We start from the raw sequence: 22806 nt of genomic DNA on the forward strand, positions 1-22806 counted from the left end.
TGTCCAGCGTACCGAGCCTCACTAGAATTAGTGGCACGCGAGGGGGTGGTACACTATATCTTGTGGTCGATTTGATCAGCCGTTGAACCGCTGACCACTGTCTCAGGGCCGCGCGCCCGGACGATTCCCCCCCCGCAAGACCGAATTCTTTCTGATCCGACATGGCTCGGCCATGTCTCGTTTCCGCTATTCGCACAGGAGCTTCCATGCAGACTTCGATCGCCTCTGTGACTCGGCCCACGGCCGTGCCGCCCGAATCCAATGAACACCAGGCCAATACCGGCCAGGCTGGCCAATGGGCCAGTTACAACATCATCCGCCGCAATGGTTCGGTCGTCGGCTTTGAGCCGGGCAAGATCGCCATCGCCATGACCAAGGCCTTCCTGGCGGTCAACGGCGGCCAAGGCGCCGCCTCGGCGCGCGTGCGCGAACTGGTCGAACAATTGACCGTGCAGGTCGTCAGCGCCTTGGTGCGCAATCGTCCCAGCGGTGGCACCTTCCATATTGAAGATGTGCAGGACCAGGTCGAGCTGTCGCTGATGCGCTCGGGCCAGCATGACGTCGCCCGCTCCTACGTGCTGTACCGTGAGCGCCGCGCCCAGGAGCGCGCCGCCGCGGCCGATCTGCAGGAAAAATCCGCACCCGACGCCCAGGAAAGCACGCTCAGCGTCAATGACGGCGGCGTGCGCCGTCCGCTGGACATGGCGCAGTTGCGCGCCACCATCGAAGCCGCCGGCGTCGGCCTGACCGAGTTCATCGACACCGAAACCATCCTGAAGGAAACGGTCAAGAACCTGTACGACGGCGTGCCGGTCGACGAAGTCTTCAAATCCGCCATTCTGGCGGCCCGAGCGCTGGTCGAGAAAGATCCGGCCTACAGCCAGGTCACCGCCCGCCTTCTGCTGCACACGATCCGCAAGGAAGTGCTGGGCCAGGAAGTCTCGCAGGCCGACATGGGCCAGCGCTATGCCGACTATTTCCCGACTTTCATTCAGCGCGGCATTGAGGCCGGTCTGCTCGACGCCAAGCTCGCCGAGTTCGACCTTGCGCGCATCGCCCGCGCGCTGGACGCCAGTCGCGATCTGAAATTCGGCTACCTGGGTCTGCAAACGCTGTACGACCGCTACTTCCTGCACGTGCGCGGCACGCGCATCGAACTGCCGCAAGTCTTCTTCATGCGCGTGGCCATGGGGCTGGCGCTGCGCGAAGCCGATCGCGAAGCACGCGCCATCGAGTTCTACGAGATTCTGTCGTCCTTCGACTTCATGAGCTCGACGCCGACGCTGTTTAACTCCGGCACCCTGCACTCGCAGTTGTCGTCGTGCTATCTGACCACGGTCTCCGATGACCTCGAAGGCATCTACGACGCCATCAAGGAAAACGCGCTGCTGGCCAAGTACGCAGGCGGTCTGGGCAATGACTGGACGCCGGTGCGTGCGCTGCGCAGCCACATCAAGGGCACCAATGGCGAGAGCCAGGGTGTGGTTCCTTTCCTGAAGGTCGTCAACGACACCGCAGTGGCCGTCAACCAGGGAGGCAAGCGCAAGGGCGCAGTGTGCACCTACCTCGAAACGTGGCACCTGGATATCGAAGAATTCCTGGAACTGCGCAAGAACACCGGCGACGAGCGCCGCCGCACCCACGACATGAACACGGCGAACTGGATTCCCGATATGTTCATGAAACGCGTGATGGAAGGCGGAGACTGGACGCTGTTCTCGCCCTCGGACTGCCCCGACCTGCACGACAAGTACGGCCGTGAATTCGAGCGCGCCTACCTCGGCTATGAAGCCAAGGCAGCCAGCGGCGAACTGAAGCTGTTCAAGAAAATGCCGGCGCTGTCGCTGTGGCGCAAGATGCTGTCGATGCTGTTCGAAACCGGCCATCCGTGGATCACGTTCAAGGATCCGTGCAATATCCGCTCGCCGCAGCAGCACGTCGGCGTGGTGCACAGCTCCAATCTCTGCACCGAGATCACGCTGAACACCAACGAATCCGAGATCGCCGTGTGCAACCTCGGCTCCGTCAATCTGGTCGCTCACATGAAGCCCACCGCCAACGGTAGCTTCGAACTCGATCACGACAAGATCAAGCGTACGGTGAGCATCGCCATGCGCATGCTCGACAACGTCATCGACATCAACTATTACGCCGTGGAGAAGGCGCGCAACTCCAACATGCGCCATCGCCCTGTCGGCATGGGCATCATGGGCTTCCAGGATTGCCTGCACATGATGCGCGTGCCGTACGCGTCGCAAGCCGCCATTGAGTTCGCTGATCGCTCGATGGAAACCGTGTGCTATCAGGCGTATTGGGCATCGAGCACGCTCGCCGAAGAGCGCGGCCGCTATCAATCGTATGAAGGCTCGCTGTGGTCGCGTGGCATCCTGCCGCAAGACTCGATCGCGATGCTGCGTGAAGAGCGTGGTGGCAATGTCGATGTCGATGAATCGAGCGCACTCGATTGGAATACGTTGCGCGCGCGCATCAAAGAACACGGCATGCGCAACTCGAACTGCATCGCCATCGCCCCAACCGCGACGATTTCCAATATCATTGGTGTATCTGCGTGCATCGAACCCACTTTCCAGAACTTGTACGTCAAATCGAATCTCTCCGGCGAGTTCACGGTCGTAAACGATTATCTCGTTCGTGATCTGAAGAAACTCGGTCTGTGGGACGAAGTCATGGTCGCTGACCTCAAGTACTTCGACGGCAGTCTGTCCCGCATCGATCGCGTTCCAGCTGAACTGCGCGAACTCTATGCCACGGCGTTCGAAGTCGAACCGAGCTGGCTGGTTGAGTGCGCCGCGCGCCGCCAGAAATGGATCGATCAAGCCCAATCGCTGAACATCTACATGGCAGGCGCATCGGGCAAGAAGCTGGACGACACGTACAAGCTCGCATGGCAGCGTGGTCTCAAAACCACCTACTACCTGCGCACCATGGGCGCCACCAGTGCCGAGAAATCCACGGGCCGCGGCGGCGAACTGAACGCCGTCAGCGCTGGCAATCACAACGCCTCGGCCTCCGCATCCGCAGCACCTGTTTTGCCCGAACCCGAGATCGTCGGGGCGGTTTGCACGATGCGGCCGGGTGACCCCGGCTTCGAAGAGTGCGAAGCCTGCCAGTAACGACTATCGGAGAATTCGATCATGCTTAATTGGGAAGACGACAATCTAGCCGCGCAGGCCGCCAAGGCTCCCGCCACCCATGCGGGTGCCGGCGGCGCTGCCCCCGAGCCGCTGCGCCCCTCCACGGGTGTGTTCGGCGATTCGGCAATGCCCACCGCCGCCGCGCCGCAAAGCGCCGCGGACCTCAGTGGCACGACGGCACGTCGTGTAAAGGTTGCCGACAAACGCATCATCAACGGCGAAACGGACGTCAACCAGTTGGTGCCGTTCAAGTACAAGTGGGCGTGGGAAAAATACCTCGCCACGTGCGCCAACCACTGGATGCCGCAAGAAATCAACATGTCGCGCGACATCGCCCTCTGGAAGAACCCCAACGGGTTGACCGAGGACGAGCGCCGCATCGTCAAGCGCAACCTGGGTTTCTTCGTGACGGCCGACTCGCTGGCCGCCAACAACATCGTGCTGGGCACCTATCGCCACATCACGGCCCCCGAGTGCCGCCAGTTCCTGCTGCGCCAGGCCTTCGAAGAAGCCATCCACACCCACGCTTATCAGTACATCGTTGAAAGCCTGGATTTGGATGAGTCGGAAATCTTCAACGCGTACAACGAAGTCCCATCGATTCGCGCTAAAGATGAGTTTCTGATTCCGTTCATCGAGGCCATTGCCGATCCCAACTTCAAGACGGGCACGCCCGAAGCCGATCAAACGCTGTTGAAGTCGCTGATCGTGTTCGCGTGCCTGATGGAAGGCTTGTTCTTCTACGTCGGCTTCACCCAGATTCTGGCACTGGGCCGGCAGAACAAGATGACTGGCGCGGCCGAGCAGTACATGTACATCCTGCGCGATGAATCCATGCACTGCAATTTCGGTATCGACCTTATCAACACCGTGAAGCTCGAGAATCCTCACCTGTGGACGCCGGAATTCCGCGAAGAAATTCGCGAACTCTTCCGCAAAGCAGTCGAACTCGAATACGCTTACGCAGAAGACACCATGCCGCGAGGCGTGTTGGGGCTGAATGCGCCGATGTTCAAATCGTATTTGCGCTTCATCGCCAACCGTCGTTGCCAGCAGATCGGCATCGAGCCGCTGTACCCACAGGAAGAAAATCCCTTCCCGTGGATGGCGGAAATGATCGACCTGAAGAAGGAACGCAACTTTTTTGAGACTCGCGTGATCGAATACCAAACCGGCGGTACGCTGAGCTGGGAGTAAGTGGCAGGGCCTGGTGGCCCGCCATGGTTGTGCTCCCGGTTATGGTGTATTCGGACACGTAGGACGTAACGGTAGGCTGCCGGTTCGCTGGCGCCTACCGATGCCATTTGAAATGGCTCGCGCTCCGCTTATGGCGGGGGCCATATCAAATGGCTGTGCTGAATTCATTAGCGCAAGCCGTAAAGCACTGCCGCCCGCAAGGGGCAGTGGCATGCGCCGATGAATAGCCCGGGTGCAGTTCGCCGTTGGCGTTCTGTGACACGGGTTTAAGTTCTGGGACCCCTGAACCTAAGGAGCATAACCATGGCAACTGCCAAGAAAGCCGCCAAGAAAGCGGTGAAGAAACCCGCCGCCAAGAAGGTCGCCGCCAAGAAGCCCGCAGCCAAGAAGGTAGCCGCCAAGAAACCGGCTGCCAAGAAAGCTGTCGCCAAGAAGGCCGTGGCCAAAAAAGCCGTAGCCAAGAAGGCCGTCGCCAAAAAAGCGCCTGCCAAAAAGGCTGTCGCCAAGAAAGCCGTAGCCAAAAAGGCCGTCGCCAAAAAGGCCGTCGCCAAGAAGGCCGTCGCCAAGAAGGCGCCCGCCAAGAAGGCTGCAGCCAAGAAGCCGGCGGCTAAAAAGCCTGCTGCAAAGAAGGCTGCCCCCAAGAAGCCCGCCACGCCGCCGTCCACGACGGCGGCCCCGGGTGCCAAGACCGTGCTGAATCCAGCCGCGTCGTGGCCCTTCCCCACGGGTGGCCGTCCTTAAGGGACAGGCCAGCCTGAGGCAGGCATCAAGCCGCCCGACGAAAGTCGGGCGGCTTTTTCATGCGCCGACCCGTCGCCGGCATCATGCCGCCTCCATCACGACAAGCGCATTGTTTTCACATCATCATGCGACAATAGAACGCGTTACTTCTGGTAGATAGTTCATGATCGGCGATATCCTGCGTTTTCTTATCGACATTCTGTTCACGCTTTTCGGAGCGGCCCTGCTTCTGCGCGCCTGGATGCATGCGGTGCGGCTGCACCCCTTCAATCCCCTGGCGCGCGCGATCTACCAGGCCACCAACTGGCTCATTCTGCCATTGCGGCGCGTGATCCCGGCCACGGGCAGCGTCGACTGGACCAGTCTGTTTGCCGCCTGGCTGGCGGCGCTACTGTTCTTTGTGCTGGTCATTCTTGTCACCCTCGGCATGCTGCCGCCGGCCAGCGCGTTGCCGCGCATCCTGCTGACCGCGCTGTTTACCGAGATGCGCTGGGCGCTCAATCTCATTGTGTGGCTGACGCTGATTCAAGCCGTGCTGTCCTGGATCAACCCCATGTCGCCCCTGATGGCCCTGCTGCAAACGTTGACCGCACCGCTGCTCGATCCCATCCGCCGCATCCTGCCGCGCACGGCCATCGATTTCTCGCCGCTGGTGTTGCTCATCGTGGCGCAGATCGCGGCGATGATGCTCACTCGCCTGTCTTATGGCGGCATCTGACCGCTGAACGGACACGAAACAAGGGCGCCGTGGATTCGCACGGCGCCCTTTTTTATCGACAACAGTCCTCAAAGGCTGGCGTAAATTTCCAGCAGCTTCTTGCGGTCCGTCTTGTGATTGTTGGAAACAGGCAAAGACGGGCACAACACCCACTCGGTAGGCACCATATAGGGGGGCAGGCGTTCGGCCAGCAGACGTTTCCAGTCTGCCTGGACATCGGCGCCGGCATACGCAGGCGCACTGACGTCCACATCCAGAAAACCGATCAACCGCACCGCGGTGCCGTCAGGCCGGCGCAGCACCGCGCAGGCACCGCCGCGCACGCCGGTCAGGCCATGCAGGGCAGCGTCGATCTCCGAGAGCTCGATGCGATAACCATTGAGCTTGATCTGGTCGTCCATGCGGCCGCGGCAGAACAGCAAGCCGCCCTCACCCTGCTCGCCGAGATCGCCGGTGCGAAAACCGCGACGGCCGTCGGCGGCGCGAAAGCATTTCGTCTCGTTCAGGTCGGGACGGTTGAGGTAGCCACGCATGACGTGATCGCCCACGATGCACAGTTCGCCCTCTTCCACATAAACACGCGAATCCGGCTTGGCATAGCCGATGGGCAAGGGGTCGTGCGCGGCAATGACCGCATCGTCGACCACGATGGCCGTGGTGGCCACCGTCGCCTCGGTCGGCCCATAGGTGTTGATAATGCGAGCCAGCGGAAAACGCTGACGCAGTTTTTTGGCCAGCGCCACGGTCAGGGGCTCGCCGCAAAAAAGAAACGTATCCAGCGCCGGCAAGGTGGCCGGCGAAAAATCGCGATTGACCAGCTGTTGATGCGCAAAGGACGGCGTCGACACCCAGCACCGGATGCCATGCGCGGCCAGGCGCGTGTACCAGTCCGCGGGTGCGGCGATCTGCTCGCGGGCGCTGAGTACGCACGTGCCACCCAATGCCAACGTCCCGAAAACCTCATACATGGACAGATCGAAACTGAACGGCGCCTGGTTCATGAAGACCGGGGCATCCCCCAGACCGAAGGTGCTCATCCACTGCCCTAGCAAGGCTACGCTCTCGCGGCCGATCTGCACGCCCTTGGGGTCGCCCGTGCTGCCGGAAGTGAAGATCACATAAGCCAGGCTCTTCTCATCGAGCGCTCGTGGCTGCGCAGCACCCGGCTCGAACCGATCGGCGGCCGCATCATAGACCGTACCGGCACCGACAATCTCGACGATGCGGCGCAGGCGCTCGGCCGGATAGATGGTATCCACCGGCACGAAGGGTGCACCCAACATCAGTGCGCCGACCATGGCCACGAAAAACCCGGTCTGCTTATGGCCGTAGACCACGACCGGCACATCGGCGGTAATGTTGCGCGCACGTGCCCGTTCGACCCAGGCTGCGGCGGCCTGCTCCAACTCGGCCCAGCTCAACTGGCCATCCGCGCCGACGACTGCCAGCGCCTGCGGGTCACGCTCCGAGGCGACGAATTCGAAAGTACTCAGATCAAAACGCATGGCAAAGGGACTCAGATCGGGCTGCGGCCGCTGAAGACGTAGAGTGCCAGCGCGGCCAGGATAAGCGTGATGACGCGGCCGGCAAACTTGACCCAGGCATGCGCCAGCCAGGCAGCCAGAGGCGGACGACTGCGCGCAGCATTGATGAGCAAGTTATGGCCCACGGAATACGAGCCGAACATCAGCCCGCTGACCACATAATGCCAGGTCAGGCCATTCCAGATACCCATGGCCAGCAGCGTGGCGAAAATGCCGACATTCTGCGCCGCCAGACGGTGACGTCCGAAAAAAGCCGTTTTGGCCAGGGCTTTGTAGATGGGCATGAAGACCACATCGCGCAGCCACTCCGACAGGCTGATATGCCAGCGGCGCCAGAAATCCTGCGGATTGGCACTGGCCAGGGGATTGCGGAAGTTGGTCGGCAACACGAACCCGAACAGCATGCCGATGCCGATGGCCATATTGCTGTAGCCCTCAAAGTCAAAGAATAAATAAAAGCTGTAGAGCGTTGCGTTGGACACGACACCCGTGAACGAATAGTCGTGCGCGTCCAGCGTCGACAAGCCGTAGCGCCAGATGGCTTCGGCCAGGCCGAACTTCTGAATGATGCCCAGTAGCGTCAGCTCCAGACCACCGAGCCAGGTATCGAGCTTGACCCCATCGTAGCCGCGCCTCAGATCGGCCTGAAAACTGCGCCAGCGGTACATCGGGCCGGCCAGTAAGGTCAGCGGGAAGAACAGATAAATGAAGTAATCGAGCGGCGACAGAGGCTCGTCGCGATGCGCAAACAGCAGCACATCGATGGCGCGAAACGTTGCAAACGACAAGCCCAGCATGGCAGGCAGATGGGTCGTGCCCGTCTTGACCAGCAGTAGCGGCGTCATCGTGATGATCACCGCCATCCAGGTGCGCAACCAGCCGCGGCGGGTGGCCCACAGAGCCCCCCCGGCGATGAGGAACAAGGCCGCAGGCTGCCAAGGACGCACGCCAAACACCGCCAGCCAGATCAGCACGGACAAGCCCGCGATGACGTGGCGGTACCCCAGGCGCCAGGGCGCGGCCAGCGAGCGGTAAATCAACAGGCCCAGGCCACCGATGATGGCGCCGCCGAAGAAACTCAGGCTACCGAACAATTCCATGGCAGCCTCAGAACTGTTGGTATTGAAATTCGACTTTGATCGGCCAGCCGCTACCCGTCGTGGGCTGCGCTTGCAGGATGAACACCAGAATCAGGCCAAGATAGAGGCAAAGATGCCAAAAAAAACGCTTCATCGCGAGAAGAACTCCGCAATGCCCCGGTCTGCCAGGGCCCAGCCCACTTCGGCCAGATGCATGTCGTCACGCACCATTCCCGGCTGGAAAGGGATGCTGTAGAGATCCAGACAACCCATGTCATAGCGTTCGCACATGCCCATGATGGCCGTCACCACGGGATCGAAACGCTCGACGTCCAGAATCAACTTGGGATTGAAGGGCTGGATGACGAAATAAGCACGTACTTTTCGCTGCTGCAACAAGGCCATAACACGCGCCAGATCGCCCAGCTCGGGACGGGTCATGGGCGGCACATCCGGAAATTCATTGCGCGCCGGCGATGGCAGCATCGCCAGGTATTTCTCGTAATAGTCGTCGCGTACGTCGTAGGGGTTCTTGCTGCCCAACTCGCGCTCGACATCGGTCGCCTGATCGATCAGCTCGCTCCAGTGCTGCCCCGACAGGCGTGCCGACGACGGCCAACTGACGAACTTGTGCGCGGGTACCGCCAATGCGCTGCGCGGCATATCAAGCTGAGGCTGCGCGCGCGCGTGCCACCAGGCCGCGACCTTGTCCTTGAACTCCGAGACCTGCCCATTGGCCAGCAGCCACAGCAGCCCCCAATTGGCGTTGTCGCTGATCCAGGTCTGCATCTGCTCGCGGGTGGCCTGGCGATTCCAGAGCCTGTCCCAGACCGGGCCGGTGACATGCTCGGCAAACGCCGAGCGCGGCAACTGCCCGCCGGAGGCAAACCAGGCAGGCGATATCATCACCACCAGACGCGTATTGGGTGTGAGCGAGTCGGCCACCGACTCCAGCACACTCACTATCCCGTACGACTGAAACATGGCGTGCCCGTAGGCCAGCGTCGGTACTTTCAGTTCGCGCGGAAAGAAGTGATAGGGGACAAACCGGAGGTCGTGGCTGGACAACTCGGACGACCCCAGCACGACGAGCGTGCCGTCGCTCAGTGCACGCGACAGACGGTTCAGGTTGACGTGCTGCGTGCCCCAATCCGGGCCCAGATTGGGCAGGTAGTTGTCCGTGACCGAAGGCGCATTGGAGATCGGCTGGACGTTACTGTCCAGAAAACGATCTGCTATCCAGTAAAGCGCTGCGGCCAGCACACAGGCGGTGAAGGCCGCCGCGATATGCGACAGCAGCCGGCTGTTACGTATGAGCAGCGACATAGTCGGCGAGCGTGCGGACCGACTGCATGTGCTCAGCGATTTCGGGCGCCGGAATGCTACAGCCGTACTCGGACTCGACAGCCAGAGTGATATCCACCGCGGCCAACGAGTCGACCAGGCCAGATGCGATAAGGGGAGTATCGGCGGTAACTTTTTTCAGAACGATCGATTCGACGATCTCGGCGATACGGGTATGGAGTTCTTGCTCAGTATGCATAGTCTGTGTTGCTGTGCCGCCTCAGCGAGGCCGATTACCCCCGCCCCCGGAGTTAGCAGCGCGACTATACCAAGGGATGCTGACGGCGTTCTTAAAATCTTGAAACTTTTTTCCGAACCCCGCCCGCTTTGTCGGGCGGCCGCAACAGTAGGCCCGGCAGCCAGTCGTTACAGCAAAACACCCCCCGGGCGTTGCCGCCCGAGGGGTGTGGAAGGTCTACCTGCCGCCGAGAACGGCTTAGTAAGGCACGACGCGGGTCGGGCCGCTGCCGCTGATGACCTGCACGCGTTGACCAACGCTGACCGGCACATCGGCTTCCTGAGCGACGACGCGGGTTTCGCCGTTGTCCAGTCGCACCGTGATTTCATAGCCGGAATTCTTGCCGACCCGGTTTTCCACCGCGTTGCCCGCCAGGGCACCCAACAGGGCGCCGCCGACCGTGGCGATCGTGCGGCCCGTGCCGCCGCCGATGGCGTTACCCGCCACACCGCCCAGGGCACCGCCGGCCACCAGACCGACACCGCTGGATTTGTCATTCTGAATGGTGATCGGGCGCACGCCTGTCACCGTACCCGTGCGAACGATCTGCTCGCGCTGGGCCTGATCATAGCTATAGACACCGGCCGACGCACTGCGATTGGCGCAACCGGCCAACGTCACCATGCCAGCAGCCAGCGTCAACACGACGATTCCGCGAGCAATGCGGCCAGCCGAAACAGACGAAGAAATAGTTGTGCTCATTGAGACTCCTCGATCGGGATGTACCGACACATTCGATAATACTCCCCCGCAACACGTTTCGTTGCCGGGCGAGAAACAGGGTGCAACCAAAATCAGGGCCTGCGGGCCCTGTGCCCTGCTCACAGTATAAAAGGACGCCGCAGCCGCCGGGGCGGTCACGGCCGAAGACACTCAAACCGGCAAGGTCAGTCCATAGGCTTGCTGCAGGCGGCGGCTGATCTCGGCGCGGTCTGGCGCATGATTCTGCGGCCCCTTCGAGGCGATTTTGAAAGCGCCCATCAGATTGGCCAGGCGCGCGCTGTCGGCCCAGCTCCAACCGGAGATCAGGCCATAGAGCAAGCCGGCGCGGTGCGCATCGCCGCAGCCGGTCGGATCGACCACGTCTTCGGCCTGCACCGGCTCGATCTGGATTTCCTGGCCGTCGGTGTAGAGCGTGGCGCCGTGCGCACCACGCGTGACGATGACCGCGCGCAAATGGCGGGCAATGTCGGCCATCTTGCGGCCGGTGCGTTGCTCGACCACGCTGGCCTCGTAGTCATTGACCGTCAGGGCCTGGCACAACCCGAGCATGCGCTCGAGATCGGCGCCGTCGAACAAGGGCATGGCCTGCCCCAGATCGAAGATGAACGGAATACCGCGCGCAGCCAGCGCCTGGGCATGGGCGAACATCCCCTCTTTGGCGTCCGGCGCGACGATGGCCCAGGCCGCCTCGGCCTGGCTCAGGTCATTCTGGGCCGAGAAAGCCATCGCTCCCGGGTGAAAGGCGGTGATCTGGTTGTCATCCAGATCGGTGGTGATGAAGCACTGCGCCGTGAAGGTTCCCGGCACGGTCTTGACGCGGCTGGTGTCGATGCCCAGGCCCGACAAGCGCTCGAGGTAATCACCGGAGTCTTCGCCTACGGTGGCCACCGGCACCGGTTGGCCGCCCAGCAGTTTCATGTTGTAGGCGATGTTGCCGGCGCAGCCGCCATATTCCTTGCGCATACCCGGCACCAGAAACGACACGCTCAGCGATTGGATGCGATCAGGCAGGATGTGATCCTTGAAGTGGCCTTCAAAGACAGCGATGGTGTCAAACGCCATCGAACCGCATACCAGCACAGAAGAAGCCATGATCATCCTTCAGGGGAAAAATTTATCGAGTTGGTAACCGTTGACATTGATGCCCTGTATCTCGATGGGCACGGCCAACGTGACCTCGGCGCCCGCAGCAAACGGGCCTGCGGCCTGGGCGGAGTCGAGGTAATCCTGGGGCATGAGCACTTTGCGCGCCACCACGGTATCTGAAATATCGGTCAACTCCAGGACCAGCGCCGGCCACGGTTGGGGCTTGTCATAGCGATTGCGCATGACGACATTGAGCACCATGAGCGAGCGGCCTTCCGAGGCGCTGGAGGACGCACCCTGGGGTGTGCGCAGCGACGAAGAGGTAATGGCAATGCGCTCGAGCCGCCGGCCGTAACCCACCGTGCATCCCAGCGGTTTGCAAGCGACCTCCAGGACGGGCCGCAGCCAGGGCACGGCGCTAGCCACGCTGCTGCGTTGCACATAAAGCAGCTGCAAGCCCAGCGCCAGCGCGGCCAGCAGGCAGGCCAGCGCCCAGATACGGCGGCCCACACCGCGCGCACGCTGGCGGTCATCGTCAAGAAACTCGGGCGGCGTGCGGCCACTGCCCGTGGCACTCGAATAACGCGTGCGCCGCTCCCCCGGAATCGAGGGCTCCTGCTCGTTGTCCAGCGCCGGTTCATCGTGCAGCGACTCGGCCGCCTCCGCGCCCAACCCAGGCTCGCGCGGCACGCGCCGCCAGACTTGCGGCTCGGCGCTGAGCGCCCAACCCTGCGAAGTCGTCTCACGACGCTCACCGCGCAGCGCATGGCGCCAGCCATCCGCCTGCGGCGTCTGGCCCGGCTCATCTTCCGCGGCGTCATCGCCGGTGTCATCGGCCTGGCCTGGCTCGACGTCATCGTCATGCCATGGAACTTGAGCCGGTTCAGCCTCGCGCATGGCCTGACGGGTGCGCAAAACGGCCGGCGGCTCGACAACGGCAGCAGGCTCGACGGGTGCCGCGGCCAGGCGGCTCTCCACGGTCGTGGCTGCACGGGTAGCCGGTTCGGGTTCGGGTTCCACCGGCGCCGGCCAGACCGGCAGCGCCACGGCCTGCTCGACGACGGGTAAAGGTGGACGATGAGCCCCATCGGGCTCGCCGGGTGTCACCAGGCAGGCACGCCCGTCAAAAACCGTATTGCAGACGCCGCAACGCACCAAACCATTGCGAACTCGCAACTGGTCGGCGACCACTTTGAAGGCCGTGGCGCAGTGGGGGCAACGTGTCACCAAGGACATGATCTTGCCTCGGTCCGTGGATCAGGCCTTGCGTCCGTGCAGGCAGACCCACCCGTCGCGTTCTCGCCAGACCGACATCGACATCCAGGGGGCATAGGCTGCGGCGACTTCTTCGGCCTGCCGCTGCAACACGCCGGACAACACCAGATCGCCCCCCGGCGCGACGCGTCCGGCCAGCATGGGGGCCAGCACCTTGAGCGGATTGGACAGGATATTGGCGACCACGACCTGGAACTGACCGTCGATGAGACCCTCGGGCAATTGGGCCAAAAGGTCGACCTGATTGACCAGGGCGTTGTCACGTGTGGATTGCACGGCCTGCGGATCGATGTCGACCGCCGTGGTCTGGCCGGCGCCGAGCTTGCGGGCCGCGATGGCCAGAATGCCGGAGCCGCAACCGTAATCGAGGACGTCGGCGCCAGCAGGCAATTCGGCCTCCAGCCACGCCAGGCAAAGGTGGGTGGTCGGATGGCTGCCGGTACCGAAGGCCAAACCCGGATCGAGTTCGATGCGGATCCCCCCTTCGGGCGTCTGCACGCTATCGTCGTCGCGATGCCAGCTTGGCACGATCCACAACTGGTCGGAGATGCGGATAGGGCCGAACTGCGATTGCGTCAGGCGTACCCAATCGGCGTCCGGGACATCGCGCAGACTCCAATCGGCAAACTCGGCCACGTCCAGGCTGACCGACTGGGCCGCCTCTTCGAGCAGCTGCGCCGGATCCGCCCCATCGGGCAGAAGCGCCACGACACGATTGCGATCCCAGGCTTGCACGGTTGGCTCGGTGCCTGGCTCGCCAAACAGCGGGCGTTCGTCGTCCGTGCCCAGATCGGCGTCTTCAACGGAGACTGACAACACGCCAGCTTCCAGCAGTGCGTCGGACAGTGCCTCGGCCTGGGCCTCGCGGCAATAAAGGACCAATTCACGCATGTGTGCTTCTTCCTTGCAGCAAGGCCCGCGTCACGCGGGCCCTGTCGCCATCAATACAAAAAACGGGGCCACGTGGGCCCCGATTGCCGCTCAGGGACGCTGAGCCAGCTTGTTTTCCAGATAATGGATACTCGTGCCGCCCTCGATGAAGCGGGCGTCCTGCAAAAGCTCGCGATGCAGCGGGATGTTGGTCTGAATGCCTTCGACCACCATTTCCGACAGCGCAATGCGCATCCGGGCCAGGGCCTGCTCGCGGGTGTCACCATAGGTGATGACCTTGGCGATCATCGAATCGTAATTGGGCGGCACGAAATAGCCGTTGTAGGCGTGCGAATCGATACGCACGCCCGGGCCGCCCGGTGTATGCCAATTCGTGATCCGGCCAGGGCTGGGCACGAAGCGGAAAGGATCTTCCGCATTGATGCGGCACTCGAGCGCATGGCCCTTGAAGGCCACGTCACGCTGACGCAGGGTGAATTTCTCGCCCGCGGCGATCAGGATTTGCTGCTGGACCAGATCCACGCCAGTGATCAGTTCGGTCACCGGGTGCTCGACCTGGATCCGGGTGTTCATTTCAATGAAATAGAACTCGCCGTTTTCGAACAGAAACTCAAACGTGCCGGCGCCGCGATAACCCATTTTGCGGCAGGCATCCGCACACCGATCACCGATGCGCTCGATCAGACGACGGGGGATACCCGGCGCCGGCGCTTCTTCGATGACTTTCTGGTGGCGGCGCTGCATGGAGCAGTCGCGCTCGCCCAGCCAGACGGCATTGCGTCCGCCGTCGGCCAGCACCTGGATTTCCACGTGACGCGGATTCTCCAGAAACTTCTCCATATAGACTTCGGGGTTATTGAAGGCCGCGCCCGCTTCCGAACGCGTCATGTTGACCGCGTTGATCAGCGCCGCCTCGGTGTACACCACGCGCATGCCACGGCCACCGCCGCCGCCTGCAGCCTTGATGATGACCGGGTAGCCGACCTCGCGGGCAACGCGCATGATTTCCTGCGGATCGTCCGGCAATGCGCCTTCCGAACCAGGCACCACGGGCACGCCGGCTTCGATCATGGCGTGCTTGGCGCTGACCTTGTCGCCCATCAGGCGGATGGTTTCCGGGCGCGGGCCGATGAAGACGAAGCCGCTTTTCTCGACACGATCCGCGAAATCGGCGTTCTCGGACAGAAAACCGTAGCCAGGGTGTATGGCCTCAGCGTCGGTCACCTCGGCAGCCGAAATGATGGCCGGCATGTTGAGGTAGCTTTCGCGCGACGGGGCCGGCCCGATACACACGGATTCGTCCGCCAGCCGCACGTACTTGGCTTCACGGTCGGCTTCCGAGTGCACGACCACGGTCTTGATGCCCAGCTCACGGCAGGCACGCTGGATGCGCAGAGCGATCTCGCCGCGGTTGGCGATCAGGATTTTCTCAAACATTTTTCGCTATCAGCCAATAACGAACAGCGGTTGACCGTATTCGACCGGTTCGCCGTTCTCGACCAGGATTTCTTTGATCACGCCGGATTTGTCGGCTTCGATCTCGTTGAGCAGCTTCATGGCTTCGATGATGCACAGCGCATCGCCTTCCTTGACGGTCTGGCCGACATCCACGAAGGGCGCGGAACCCGGATTGGGCGAGCGGTAGAAGGTGCCAACCATCGGAGCCTTGACGACATGACCCTGTACAACAGGCGCGGCGGGCGCAGCGGGCGCGGCCGCAGGCGCGGCAGCGGCCACGACGGCAGCGGCCTCGGGGGCCTGATAGGCGACCGGCTGCAGCGTCTGGGAGAACTTGACGATGCGAACCTTGCCTTCGCCTTCGGTGATTTCAAGCTCGGCAATGCCCGATTCCGCCACGAGGTCGATCAGGGTCTTGAGTTTTCGGAGGTCCATGGAAGCTGCTTCCCGATAATGTTGGCGGCACCCGTGCTGGACGAGTGCTCGTGATGTTTTGCTAAGGAAAAACGTGGGTCCGAGTGAGTTTCAATGCCGTGCTGCGTAGCGCAAGGCTGCCTCGTAGCCGTTCGCTCCCAAACCGCTGATAAGGCCAATGGCGATATCGGAAAGGTAGGAATGATGCCGGAAGGATTCGCGCTTATACAGGTTGGACAAATGTACTTCAATAAATGGGATCGCCACCGCGGCCAGCGCATCGCGCACCGCCACGCTCGTATGCGTGTAGGCTGCCGCATTAATGATGATGAAATCCGTACCATCGCGAGCTGCCGCCTGGATACGATCCACCAAGGCCCCTTCATGATTGCTCTGCAACGCGGACAAGGTAACGCCGAGTTCCGTCGCCACGGATTCGAGGCCTTCATTGATCTGGGCAAGCGTAAGGCTGCCGTAGATCTCGGGCTCTCGTGATCCGAGGAGATTCAGGTTCGGGCCATGCAATACCAGTATGCGTCGCGCCATTTGGCCTGCCAGTTGCTGGCAAAACAATCGATAAACCGCCTTTTTACGCCAATTTGAACTATTTGTGCAACTAGCTCAGGCAGGAAGACTCAGAATTGACTTTTCCAGCGCGGCCGGGTCGATTTGATCGAGCATCTTCTGCCTAATGCTGCCATTTGCATTCAAAACCAGGGTAAACGGCAGGCCGCCCGCCGGATTACCCAGCCCGCGCAGCACATCAACAGCCCCTGCGCCCATCACCAGCAAAGGGTAGGAAACCGGTATTTTCTCGACAAATTTTCGCATGTTGTCGGCAGTATCGACGCCGATCCCGACAAAGCGCACGTTGGGCGTCTTTTTCTGGAGTTCGTCAAGTTCGGGCATCTCCTTGACGCAAGGCGCACACCACGTCGCCCAGAAATTGATCACCATGAGTTGCCCCCGCCATTGCGACAGCGCCTGGGCATTGCCGTCGAGGTCGGGCAGCGACATGGCCAGCAACGCGGCCAGCGGGTCGGGCGCCGCAGGCGCTGCGGCGGCAACGGCCGGGGGGGTGCTGCGCGAGCGCGTATAGAGATAGCTGCCCGCTGCCGCCGCGGCGGCAGCCACACCCGCACAAACGAAGATACATCGGTTCATGGCGTCCATCATATACCGCCCGCCTCCACGCCGGCCACGGCCATCCCCTCTACAATGCCTGCAGGAGAACCCCATGCATCTACATATACTTGGCATTTGCGGCACCTTCATGGGCGGCCTGGCGTTGATCGCGCGCGAGGCCGGCCATAAAGTGACGGGCTGCGATGCAGGCGTCTACCCGCCCATGAGCACCCAGTTGACCGAACAGGGCATCTCTCTGATAGAGGGGTTCGGGGCGGATCAACTGTCGCTCAAGCCGGATTTGTTCGTGATTGGCAACGTCGTCAGTCGGGGAACCCCCCTGATGGAAGCCATCCTCAATAGCGGAGCGCGCTACGTTTCTGGCCCGCAATGGCTGGGCGACACGATTCTGCCCCACGCGCACGTGCTGGCCGTGGCCGGCACGCACGGCAAGACGACGACCAGTTCGATGCTGGCATGGATCCTGGAAGACGTGGGCCTGACCCCCAACTTCCTGATCGGTGGCGTCGCCCCCGGACTGCAGGTCTCGGCGCGGTACCGCGCCGGCGTGCGCCCCTTTGTCATCGAGGCGGACGAATACGACACCGCGTTTTTCGACAAGCGCTCCAAATTCGTGCATTACCGGCCGCGCACGGCCATCCTGAACAACCTCGAGTACGATCACGCCGATATCTTCCCCGATTTGGCGGCCATCGAAACCCAGTTTCATCATTTGGTACGCACCATACCCTCTGAGGGCCAAATCGTTCTTCCCACTCGCTGCGAGGCGCTCGAGCGCGTGCTGGCGCGCGGGAACTGGTCCCGCACGGTGCGCTTTGGTGCGGGCGGCGCCTGGCAGGCAGGGCCGCCTGACGACGATGGCGCCTTTACCGTGCTGCGTGACGGCCACGGCGTCGGCACAGTGCACTGGACGCTGGGCGGAGAGCACAACCGGATGAACGCGCTGGCGGCATTGGCCGCGGCCGAAGACATCGGCGTGCGGGCTGCCGACGGCGTGGCGGCGTTGAGCCGCTTTGCCGGTGTCAAACGGCGCATGGAACTGCGTGGCACGGTCAACGGTGTGGCTGTCTACGACGATTTCGCGCACCATCCCACCGCGATCGCCACCACTGTCGAGGGCCTGCGCCGGCAGGTCGGATCGGGCCGCATCCTCGCTGTCCTCGAACCGCGCTCCAACACCATGAAGTTGGGCACCATGGCGGCCCGGCTGCCGCAGGCCCTGGCAGGAGCCGACCTGGTGTTCTGCTTCGGCGCGCACGAAGGCAAGTATGCCCTGGGCTGGAATCCCGCCGACGTGCTGGCGCCACTGGGCACACGGGCCAGCAGCTACGATGACCTCAACACCCTGGTGCGGGCCGTGAGCCAGGCCGCCCGCCCGGGCGACCATGTCCTGGTCATGAGCAACGGCGGCTTTGGCGGCGTGCACGACAAACTGCTCGCCGCCCTGGCGCATCCGCAATGAGCCCGGCCGCCGTATCCGAGGCCAAGATCCTGTATCTGCATGGATTTCGGTCGTCACCGCTATCCTTCAAGGCGCAACTGATGGGGCAGGCCATGGCCGATCTGGGCCGCCAGCAGGATTACGCCTGCCCGGCGCTGCCTGCCAGTCCGCGTGCGGCCGCCGAACTGGCGCAGCAAACCGCACGGCAGTTGGTCGGCGATGCCGCGCCGCAGCAGTTGACCGTGGTTGGCTCATCGCTGGGCGGTTATTACGCGATCTGGCTGGCCGAACGGCTGGACTGCAAGGCGGTACTGATCAATCCGGCCGTCAACGCGCCGCGGGACCTCGCCACCCAGGTAGGCGAACACACGATGTATCATTCGGCGGCCCCCTTCGTCTTTCTGCCCGAGTACGTGCAAGAGCTAAGCGAGCTGCATGTCCCGGGTTTGACCCGTCCGCAGAGATATTTCCTTCTGGCGGCCACCGGCGACGAAGTCCTCGACTGGCGCGAAATGCGCGACCGCTTCGAGGGTTGCCGGCAACGAATTATTCCGGGCAGCGACCATGGCCTGTCCGACTTCGCGCATTGGCTGCCCGAAGTGCTTGATTTTGCCCTGGTTCACCCCCACTGATTAAACTCCCGCTTTGCCCGGCAGCGCCTGGCCCGATGGACTGATATATGTACGTGTTTTACGAAGATGACGGCAGTTTCAAAGCCGGCAATATCCTGTCGGAAACCGACGCCAGCCTGCAGGTGGAGTCGGAGTCGGGCAAGCGCAGCAAAATAACGCGCGCCAATACGCTGTTCAACTTTGCCGCGCCCGAGCCGGCCGTGCTCATGCGCGAGGCCTCCGCTCTGGCCGAAGGCATCGATCTGGCGTTTCTATGGGAATGCGCGCCCCAGGAAGAATTCGACGCACCGGTGTTGGCTGCCGATTATTTTGGCCACGCCCCCAGCGCCGTCGAACAGGCGGCCCTGCTGATGCGGCTGCATGGCGCGCCGGTATATTTTCATCGACGCGGCAAAGGCCACTACCGTCCGGCGCCGCCCGACATCCTTCAGGCGGCGCTGGCTGCGCTGGATAAAAAGCAGCGCCAGGCCGAGCAGCAGCAAGCCTGGGTCGACGACATGGCCCAGGGCAAGCTGCCCGAAGAAATCGGCCAGATGGCCGAAGCCCTTCTGGTGCGCCCGGACAAGAACACCATGCAATGGAAGGCGCTGGATGCCGCTTGCGCCCGCTTGCAGAAAAGCCCCGACCGGCTGCTGCTGGAGCTGGGCGCCTGGCCCAATGCGCTGGCGCTGCACAAGCAACGCTTTCTGGCGGTCAATTTCCCGCGTGGTGTGGGTTTCCCGGAGATCAGCATCCCGCCGGTGCAGCAGGACCTGCCGCTGGCCGACGCCGAGATCTATTCGATCGATGACGTCACCACCACCGAGATCGACGATGCGCTGTCGGTGACGCGCCTGCCCGATGGCCGCGTGCGCGTGGGCATCCACGTCGCCGCGCCGGGTCTGGCGGTCACGCGCGGCAGCGACCTGGACAAGCTGGCGCGCCAGCGCCTGTCCACGGTCTACATGCCGGGCGACAAAATTCCGATGCAGCCCGACTCGGTCATTCAAACCTTTTCGCTGGACGCCGGACGCGAAGTTCCGGCGCTGTCGCTCTACGTCACGGCCGACCCGGTCACCGGCGAGATCATCGCGTCGGACACGCGTGTCGAACGTATCGTGGTGCGTGAGAACCTGCGCCACAACCAGCTCGACACCCAGGTCACCGAGGCCGCACTGGCCGATCCCGACGCCGCATTGCCCTACGGCGACTGGCTGCGCCCCTTGTGGCAACTGGCTCAGGCTCTGTCGGCGCAACGCGAGATCGTGCGCGGCAAGCCCGAGAACAACAGCCGCGTCGAGTACAGCTTCTACCTGGATGGCGACCCCGACAACCCGGATACCCCGGTGCGTCTGGTGCCGCGCCAGCGTAATGCGCCGCTCGACCGCATGGTGGCCGAGTACATGATCCTGGCCAATAACCTGTGGGGCGGTTTGTTGCACCAACACGGTGTACCGGGCATCTATCGGTCCCAGCAAGCCGGCCGAGTACGTATGAGCACCCAGGCGCTCCCGCACGAAGCCATCGGCGTGCCGCAGTACGCCTGGAGCACTTCGCCGTTGCGCCGCTATGTTGACCTGGTCAATCAATGGCAATTGATCGCTGCCGTGCAGAACGGCGTCTCGGCACGATTGGTCGCGCCCTTCAAGCCCAAGGACGCCGACCTGTTTGCCATCATCGGCGCCTTCGACGCGCAGTACGCCGCCTGGGCTGACTTCCAGAACGCCATGGAACGCTACTGGTGCCTGCGCTGGCTGCGTCAGCAAAACATCAGCCGAGGGGTCGCCCATGTGCTGCGCGACGATCTGGTGCGGTTGGGCAATGCGCCGCTGGTGACACGCGTGGGCGGCCTGCCCGAGCTCGAGCGCGGCGCCGCCGTGGAGATCGACATCATGGGTATGGACGAACTCTCGCTGGAGCTGGACTGCCGCTACCTCGGTCCGGCATGACGCCAGCCTGAGCGAGGAGTGGGCGGTTCACCTAAAATGCACCGGTGCACCGCCCCAACCTCCCCTCCTCCTGGGTGTCCGACCGGCGCTATCTGCTGGTGGCCATCGCCATTTCGCTACTAGTCCATGCCGGTCTGCTGGCCTGGCGCTTCACCGCGCCGCCTCTGCGGCGATCGCCGGCTGCCAGTCTCGAAATCACCCTGGTCAATGCCCATACCGACACGGCACCGCTGCGAGCCCAGGTCCTGGCTCAGGCCGCCGTCGATGGCGGCGGAAATGCGTTGGCCGGCGTGGCCAGCACGCCCCTGCCCCGCACGGCCGACTCGCCCGACACCATCGTGCTGCAGGCCATGCGCAAGCGGCAAGCCCAGTTGGAAGCCGAGCAGGCCCGCCTGTTGACCCAATTAGCTGCGGCCGCCGCAGCCGGCGCGCCACGCGAGCCCGTCCATCCCTGGGACGAAACGCAAGACCCAGGCGATAGCGTCGAAGATCAGGCCGGCACGGTGCAGAATGCCCAGGTCGCCACCCTGGCCCATCGCGTGCAGGCGTACAGCGCCTTGCCGCGCAAGACCTTCGTCGCGCCCGCCGCACAAGCCTCGCCTCACGCCGCCTATCTGGATGCCTGGCGCACACGCATCGAAACCATCGGTACGCAGCATTTCCCGGCTCAGGCTCGCGGCCGCGTCTATGGCAGCCTGCGCATCACCGTGAGCATCCGCCCGGACGGCAGCCTGGCCGGCTTCGATATCGATCAGCCCTCGCCGCATGCCGTGCTCAATCAGGCTGCGCGACGCATCGTTCAGATGGCGGCCCCCTTTGCCCCGTTTCCGCCCGAGCTGGCCCGCGACACTGACGTGCTGGTCATCACGCGGACCTGGCATTTTGTAAACGACACCCTGGAAACCTCCGCACCATGAGCCTTCCGCAGGCCGGCGCACCGCTGCGCTATGCCGTCATCGGCAACCCCATCTCGCATAGCCGCTCGCCGCAAATCCACGCGATGTTTGCCGAACAGACTCGCATCGTCATCGACTATGCACGGCTGGCTGCGCCCCTGGATGGTTTTCGTGAAACCGTAAAAGACTTCTTCCTGCAAGGCGGGCGCGGGCTCAATGTCACCGTACCCTTCAAGCAGCAGGCCTACGCATTAGCGCAGGAAAATCTGTCGACCCGTGCTCGCCTGGCCGGCGCGGTCAACACCCTGACCTGGCGCGATGGTGTCGTGCAGGGCTGCAATACCGACGGCGTGGGGTTGGTCGATGATCTCAAGCGCCTGGGCGCCGCGCTGCAAGGTGCCCGGCTGCTGCTGGTCGGTGCGGGCGGCGCGGCCCGCGGCGTACTGCACCCTCTGGCCGAGGCCGGCTGCGCCGAGATCCGCATCGTCAACCGCAGCCCGGCGCGGGCCACGGAGCTGGCGGCAGCCTGGCAGGCCGCTGGCCTGAATCCCGCGACACGCGTGAGCGCCGGCGGCCTGCCCGAGGCAGCCCGGCCCGGCGGCTGGGACGTCGTGATCAATGCCACGGCCAGCAGCCTGCTCGATGAAGCTCCCGCGCTGCCCAAGGGGCTGTATGCCGGCGACGCGCTGGCCTACGATATGGTCTATGGGACCCGCCCGACGGCGTTCATGCACCAGGCCACGGCTGACGGTGCCGCGCGCACAGCCGACGGCCTCGGTATGCTGGTCGGCCAAGCTGCGGAAAGTTTCTTCATCTGGCACGGCCTGCGCCCCGACCCTTCGGCGGTGTTGACGGCGCTGCGCGCCGAACTGCTGGCCGAGGGCTAGGCCCGACAGGAGA

The 22806-nt window shown here is 63.0% G+C and carries 22 protein-coding genes; 9 read left to right on the forward strand and 13 right to left on the reverse strand.

Features of this window, described 5'->3' with window-relative positions; translation table 11 throughout:
* Positions 1 to 206: 206 nt before the first annotated feature.
* The 4 genes from LK440_RS13870 (at position 207) to LK440_RS13885 (ending at position 5811) form a co-directional block, all read left to right on the forward strand.
* Positions 207 to 3134, forward strand: coding sequence for a ribonucleoside-diphosphate reductase subunit alpha (locus LK440_RS13870; RefSeq protein WP_005018514.1), 2928 nt, complete (start codon positions 207 to 209; stop codon positions 3132 to 3134).
* 21 nt (positions 3135 to 3155) lie between these two features.
* Positions 3156 to 4352, forward strand: a complete 1197-nt coding sequence (locus LK440_RS13875; protein ID WP_005018513.1) for a ribonucleotide-diphosphate reductase subunit beta — start codon at positions 3156 to 3158, stop codon at positions 4350 to 4352.
* 303 nt (positions 4353 to 4655) lie between these two features.
* Entirely contained in the window at positions 4656 to 5093 is a 438-nt protein-coding gene (locus tag LK440_RS13880) for a histone H1-like DNA-binding protein (protein WP_005018512.1), read from the forward strand.
* A gap of 163 nt (positions 5094 to 5256) precedes the next feature.
* Positions 5257 to 5811, forward strand: a complete 555-nt coding sequence (locus LK440_RS13885; protein WP_005018511.1) for a YggT family protein — start codon at positions 5257 to 5259, stop codon at positions 5809 to 5811.
* Positions 5812 to 5879: 68 nt separating this feature from the next.
* Here LK440_RS13885 and LK440_RS13890 read toward each other — a convergent pair whose 3' ends face one another.
* From LK440_RS13890 to LK440_RS13945, 13 genes are all read right to left on the reverse strand, one after another.
* Positions 5880 to 7316: a D-alanine--poly(phosphoribitol) ligase gene (locus tag LK440_RS13890; RefSeq protein WP_005018508.1), complete on the reverse strand. Its 1437-nt coding sequence runs from the start codon at positions 7314 to 7316 to the stop codon at positions 5880 to 5882.
* Between the two features lie 11 nt (positions 7317 to 7327).
* On the reverse strand, positions 7328 to 8455 hold the full coding sequence (locus LK440_RS13895; RefSeq protein WP_005018506.1) for a membrane-bound O-acyltransferase: 1128 nt from the start codon (positions 8453 to 8455) through the stop codon (positions 7328 to 7330).
* Positions 8456 to 8462: 7 nt separating this feature from the next.
* The gene (locus tag LK440_RS17905) at positions 8463 to 8588 is read right to left on the reverse strand and encodes a hypothetical protein (RefSeq protein WP_005018504.1); all 126 of its coding nucleotides are present in this window, start codon (positions 8586 to 8588) and stop codon (positions 8463 to 8465) included.
* The gene (locus LK440_RS13900; protein ID WP_005018503.1) at positions 8585 to 9760 is read right to left on the reverse strand and encodes a D-alanyl-lipoteichoic acid biosynthesis protein DltD; all 1176 of its coding nucleotides are present in this window, start codon (positions 9758 to 9760) and stop codon (positions 8585 to 8587) included. Before LK440_RS13900 ends, LK440_RS17905 begins: the two co-directional genes overlap by 4 nt.
* Positions 9741 to 9977 carry an acyl carrier protein gene (locus LK440_RS13905; RefSeq protein ID WP_005018502.1) on the reverse strand — a complete coding sequence of 79 codons (237 nt, stop codon included), beginning with the start codon at positions 9975 to 9977 and terminating at the stop codon, positions 9741 to 9743. The genes LK440_RS13900 and LK440_RS13905 overlap by 20 nt, the downstream gene beginning before the upstream one ends.
* A 237-nt stretch (positions 9978 to 10214) precedes the next feature.
* Positions 10215 to 10718, reverse strand: a complete 504-nt coding sequence (locus LK440_RS13910; RefSeq protein ID WP_025341324.1) for an outer membrane lipoprotein — start codon at positions 10716 to 10718, stop codon at positions 10215 to 10217.
* Positions 10719 to 10889: 171 nt separating this feature from the next.
* A complete protein-coding gene (locus tag LK440_RS13915) occupies positions 10890 to 11831 on the reverse strand; it encodes a carbohydrate kinase family protein (RefSeq protein ID WP_005018500.1) in 942 nt (313 codons plus the stop codon).
* Between the two features lie 9 nt (positions 11832 to 11840).
* On the reverse strand, positions 11841 to 13061 hold the full coding sequence (locus LK440_RS13920; RefSeq protein WP_005018499.1) for a DUF3426 domain-containing protein: 1221 nt from the start codon (positions 13059 to 13061) through the stop codon (positions 11841 to 11843).
* Positions 13062 to 13082: 21 nt separating this feature from the next.
* A complete protein-coding gene (gene prmA / locus LK440_RS13925; RefSeq protein ID WP_005018497.1) occupies positions 13083 to 13991 on the reverse strand; it encodes a 50S ribosomal protein L11 methyltransferase in 909 nt (302 codons plus the stop codon).
* 90 nt (positions 13992 to 14081) lie between these two features.
* Positions 14082 to 15428, reverse strand: coding sequence for an acetyl-CoA carboxylase biotin carboxylase subunit (gene accC / locus LK440_RS13930; RefSeq protein WP_005018494.1), 1347 nt, complete (start codon positions 15426 to 15428; stop codon positions 14082 to 14084).
* Between the two features lie 9 nt (positions 15429 to 15437).
* The gene (accB, locus tag LK440_RS13935; protein WP_005018492.1) at positions 15438 to 15884 is read right to left on the reverse strand and encodes an acetyl-CoA carboxylase biotin carboxyl carrier protein; all 447 of its coding nucleotides are present in this window, start codon (positions 15882 to 15884) and stop codon (positions 15438 to 15440) included.
* A 90-nt stretch (positions 15885 to 15974) separates the two neighbouring features.
* Complete coding sequence (aroQ, locus tag LK440_RS13940) at positions 15975 to 16409, reverse strand: type II 3-dehydroquinate dehydratase (protein WP_005018490.1); 435 nt, start codon at positions 16407 to 16409, stop codon at positions 15975 to 15977.
* A 75-nt stretch (positions 16410 to 16484) separates the two neighbouring features.
* Positions 16485 to 17027, reverse strand: coding sequence for a TlpA family protein disulfide reductase (locus LK440_RS13945; RefSeq protein WP_025341323.1), 543 nt, complete (start codon positions 17025 to 17027; stop codon positions 16485 to 16487).
* A gap of 73 nt (positions 17028 to 17100) precedes the next feature.
* On the opposite strand from LK440_RS13945, the gene mpl reads away from it, so the two are divergent.
* Genes mpl through aroE form a run of 5 tightly spaced genes read left to right on the forward strand, consistent with a single transcriptional unit; the run spans position 17101 to position 22793 of the window.
* Positions 17101 to 18471 (forward strand): UDP-N-acetylmuramate:L-alanyl-gamma-D-glutamyl-meso-diaminopimelate ligase, encoded by a 1371-nt coding sequence (mpl, locus tag LK440_RS13950; protein WP_005018478.1) that lies wholly within the window; start codon positions 17101 to 17103, stop codon positions 18469 to 18471.
* A complete protein-coding gene (locus LK440_RS13955; RefSeq protein ID WP_005018474.1) occupies positions 18468 to 19082 on the forward strand; it encodes a YqiA/YcfP family alpha/beta fold hydrolase in 615 nt (204 codons plus the stop codon). Before mpl ends, LK440_RS13955 begins: the two co-directional genes overlap by 4 nt.
* A gap of 47 nt (positions 19083 to 19129) precedes the next feature.
* A complete protein-coding gene (locus tag LK440_RS13960; protein ID WP_005018471.1) occupies positions 19130 to 21010 on the forward strand; it encodes a ribonuclease catalytic domain-containing protein in 1881 nt (626 codons plus the stop codon).
* Positions 21011 to 21054: 44 nt separating this feature from the next.
* Positions 21055 to 21927, forward strand: coding sequence for an energy transducer TonB family protein (locus LK440_RS13965; protein ID WP_005018468.1), 873 nt, complete (start codon positions 21055 to 21057; stop codon positions 21925 to 21927).
* Positions 21924 to 22793, forward strand: coding sequence for a shikimate dehydrogenase (aroE, locus tag LK440_RS13970; protein ID WP_005018465.1), 870 nt, complete (start codon positions 21924 to 21926; stop codon positions 22791 to 22793). The genes LK440_RS13965 and aroE overlap by 4 nt, the downstream gene beginning before the upstream one ends.
* The last annotated feature ends 13 nt before the right edge of the window (positions 22794 to 22806 follow it).

The sequence above is a fragment of the Bordetella holmesii genome, from assembly GCF_020735985.1.
Taxonomy (GTDB): domain Bacteria; phylum Pseudomonadota; class Gammaproteobacteria; order Burkholderiales; family Burkholderiaceae_B; genus Bordetella; species Bordetella holmesii.

Bases quoted from the DNA above. Each gene is read 5' to 3' on its own strand.
- LK440_RS13945 (WP_025341323.1), bottom strand. From the start codon at position 17,027: ATGAACCGATGTATCTTCGTTTGTGCGGGTGTGGCTGCCGCCGCGGCG.
- LK440_RS13900 (WP_005018503.1), bottom strand. From the start codon at position 9,760: ATGTCGCTGCTCATACGTAACAGCCGGCTGCTGTCGCATATCGCGGCG.
- LK440_RS13880 (WP_005018512.1), top strand. From the start codon at position 4,656: ATGGCAACTGCCAAGAAAGCCGCCAAGAAAGCGGTGAAGAAACCCGCC.
- aroQ (WP_005018490.1), bottom strand. From the start codon at position 16,409: ATGGCGCGACGCATACTGGTATTGCATGGCCCGAACCTGAATCTCCTC.
- LK440_RS13890 (WP_005018508.1), bottom strand. From the start codon at position 7,316: ATGCGTTTTGATCTGAGTACTTTCGAATTCGTCGCCTCGGAGCGTGAC.
- mpl (WP_005018478.1), top strand. From the start codon at position 17,101: ATGCATCTACATATACTTGGCATTTGCGGCACCTTCATGGGCGGCCTG.
- LK440_RS13920 (WP_005018499.1), bottom strand. From the start codon at position 13,061: ATGTCCTTGGTGACACGTTGCCCCCACTGCGCCACGGCCTTCAAAGTG.
- LK440_RS13885 (WP_005018511.1), top strand. From the start codon at position 5,257: ATGATCGGCGATATCCTGCGTTTTCTTATCGACATTCTGTTCACGCTT.
- LK440_RS13955 (WP_005018474.1), top strand. From the start codon at position 18,468: ATGAGCCCGGCCGCCGTATCCGAGGCCAAGATCCTGTATCTGCATGGA.
- LK440_RS13875 (WP_005018513.1), top strand. From the start codon at position 3,156: ATGCTTAATTGGGAAGACGACAATCTAGCCGCGCAGGCCGCCAAGGCT.
- accB (WP_005018492.1), bottom strand. From the start codon at position 15,884: ATGGACCTCCGAAAACTCAAGACCCTGATCGACCTCGTGGCGGAATCG.
- prmA (WP_005018497.1), bottom strand. From the start codon at position 13,991: ATGCGTGAATTGGTCCTTTATTGCCGCGAGGCCCAGGCCGAGGCACTG.
- LK440_RS13905 (WP_005018502.1), bottom strand. From the start codon at position 9,977: ATGCATACTGAGCAAGAACTCCATACCCGTATCGCCGAGATCGTCGAA.
- LK440_RS13915 (WP_005018500.1), bottom strand. From the start codon at position 11,831: ATGGCTTCTTCTGTGCTGGTATGCGGTTCGATGGCGTTTGACACCATC.
- LK440_RS13895 (WP_005018506.1), bottom strand. From the start codon at position 8,455: ATGGAATTGTTCGGTAGCCTGAGTTTCTTCGGCGGCGCCATCATCGGT.
- LK440_RS13960 (WP_005018471.1), top strand. From the start codon at position 19,130: ATGTACGTGTTTTACGAAGATGACGGCAGTTTCAAAGCCGGCAATATC.
- aroE (WP_005018465.1), top strand. From the start codon at position 21,924: ATGAGCCTTCCGCAGGCCGGCGCACCGCTGCGCTATGCCGTCATCGGC.
- LK440_RS17905 (WP_005018504.1), bottom strand. From the start codon at position 8,588: ATGAAGCGTTTTTTTTGGCATCTTTGCCTCTATCTTGGCCTGATTCTG.
- accC (WP_005018494.1), bottom strand. From the start codon at position 15,428: ATGTTTGAGAAAATCCTGATCGCCAACCGCGGCGAGATCGCTCTGCGC.
- LK440_RS13910 (WP_025341324.1), bottom strand. From the start codon at position 10,718: ATGAGCACAACTATTTCTTCGTCTGTTTCGGCTGGCCGCATTGCTCGC.
- LK440_RS13870 (WP_005018514.1), top strand. From the start codon at position 207: ATGCAGACTTCGATCGCCTCTGTGACTCGGCCCACGGCCGTGCCGCCC.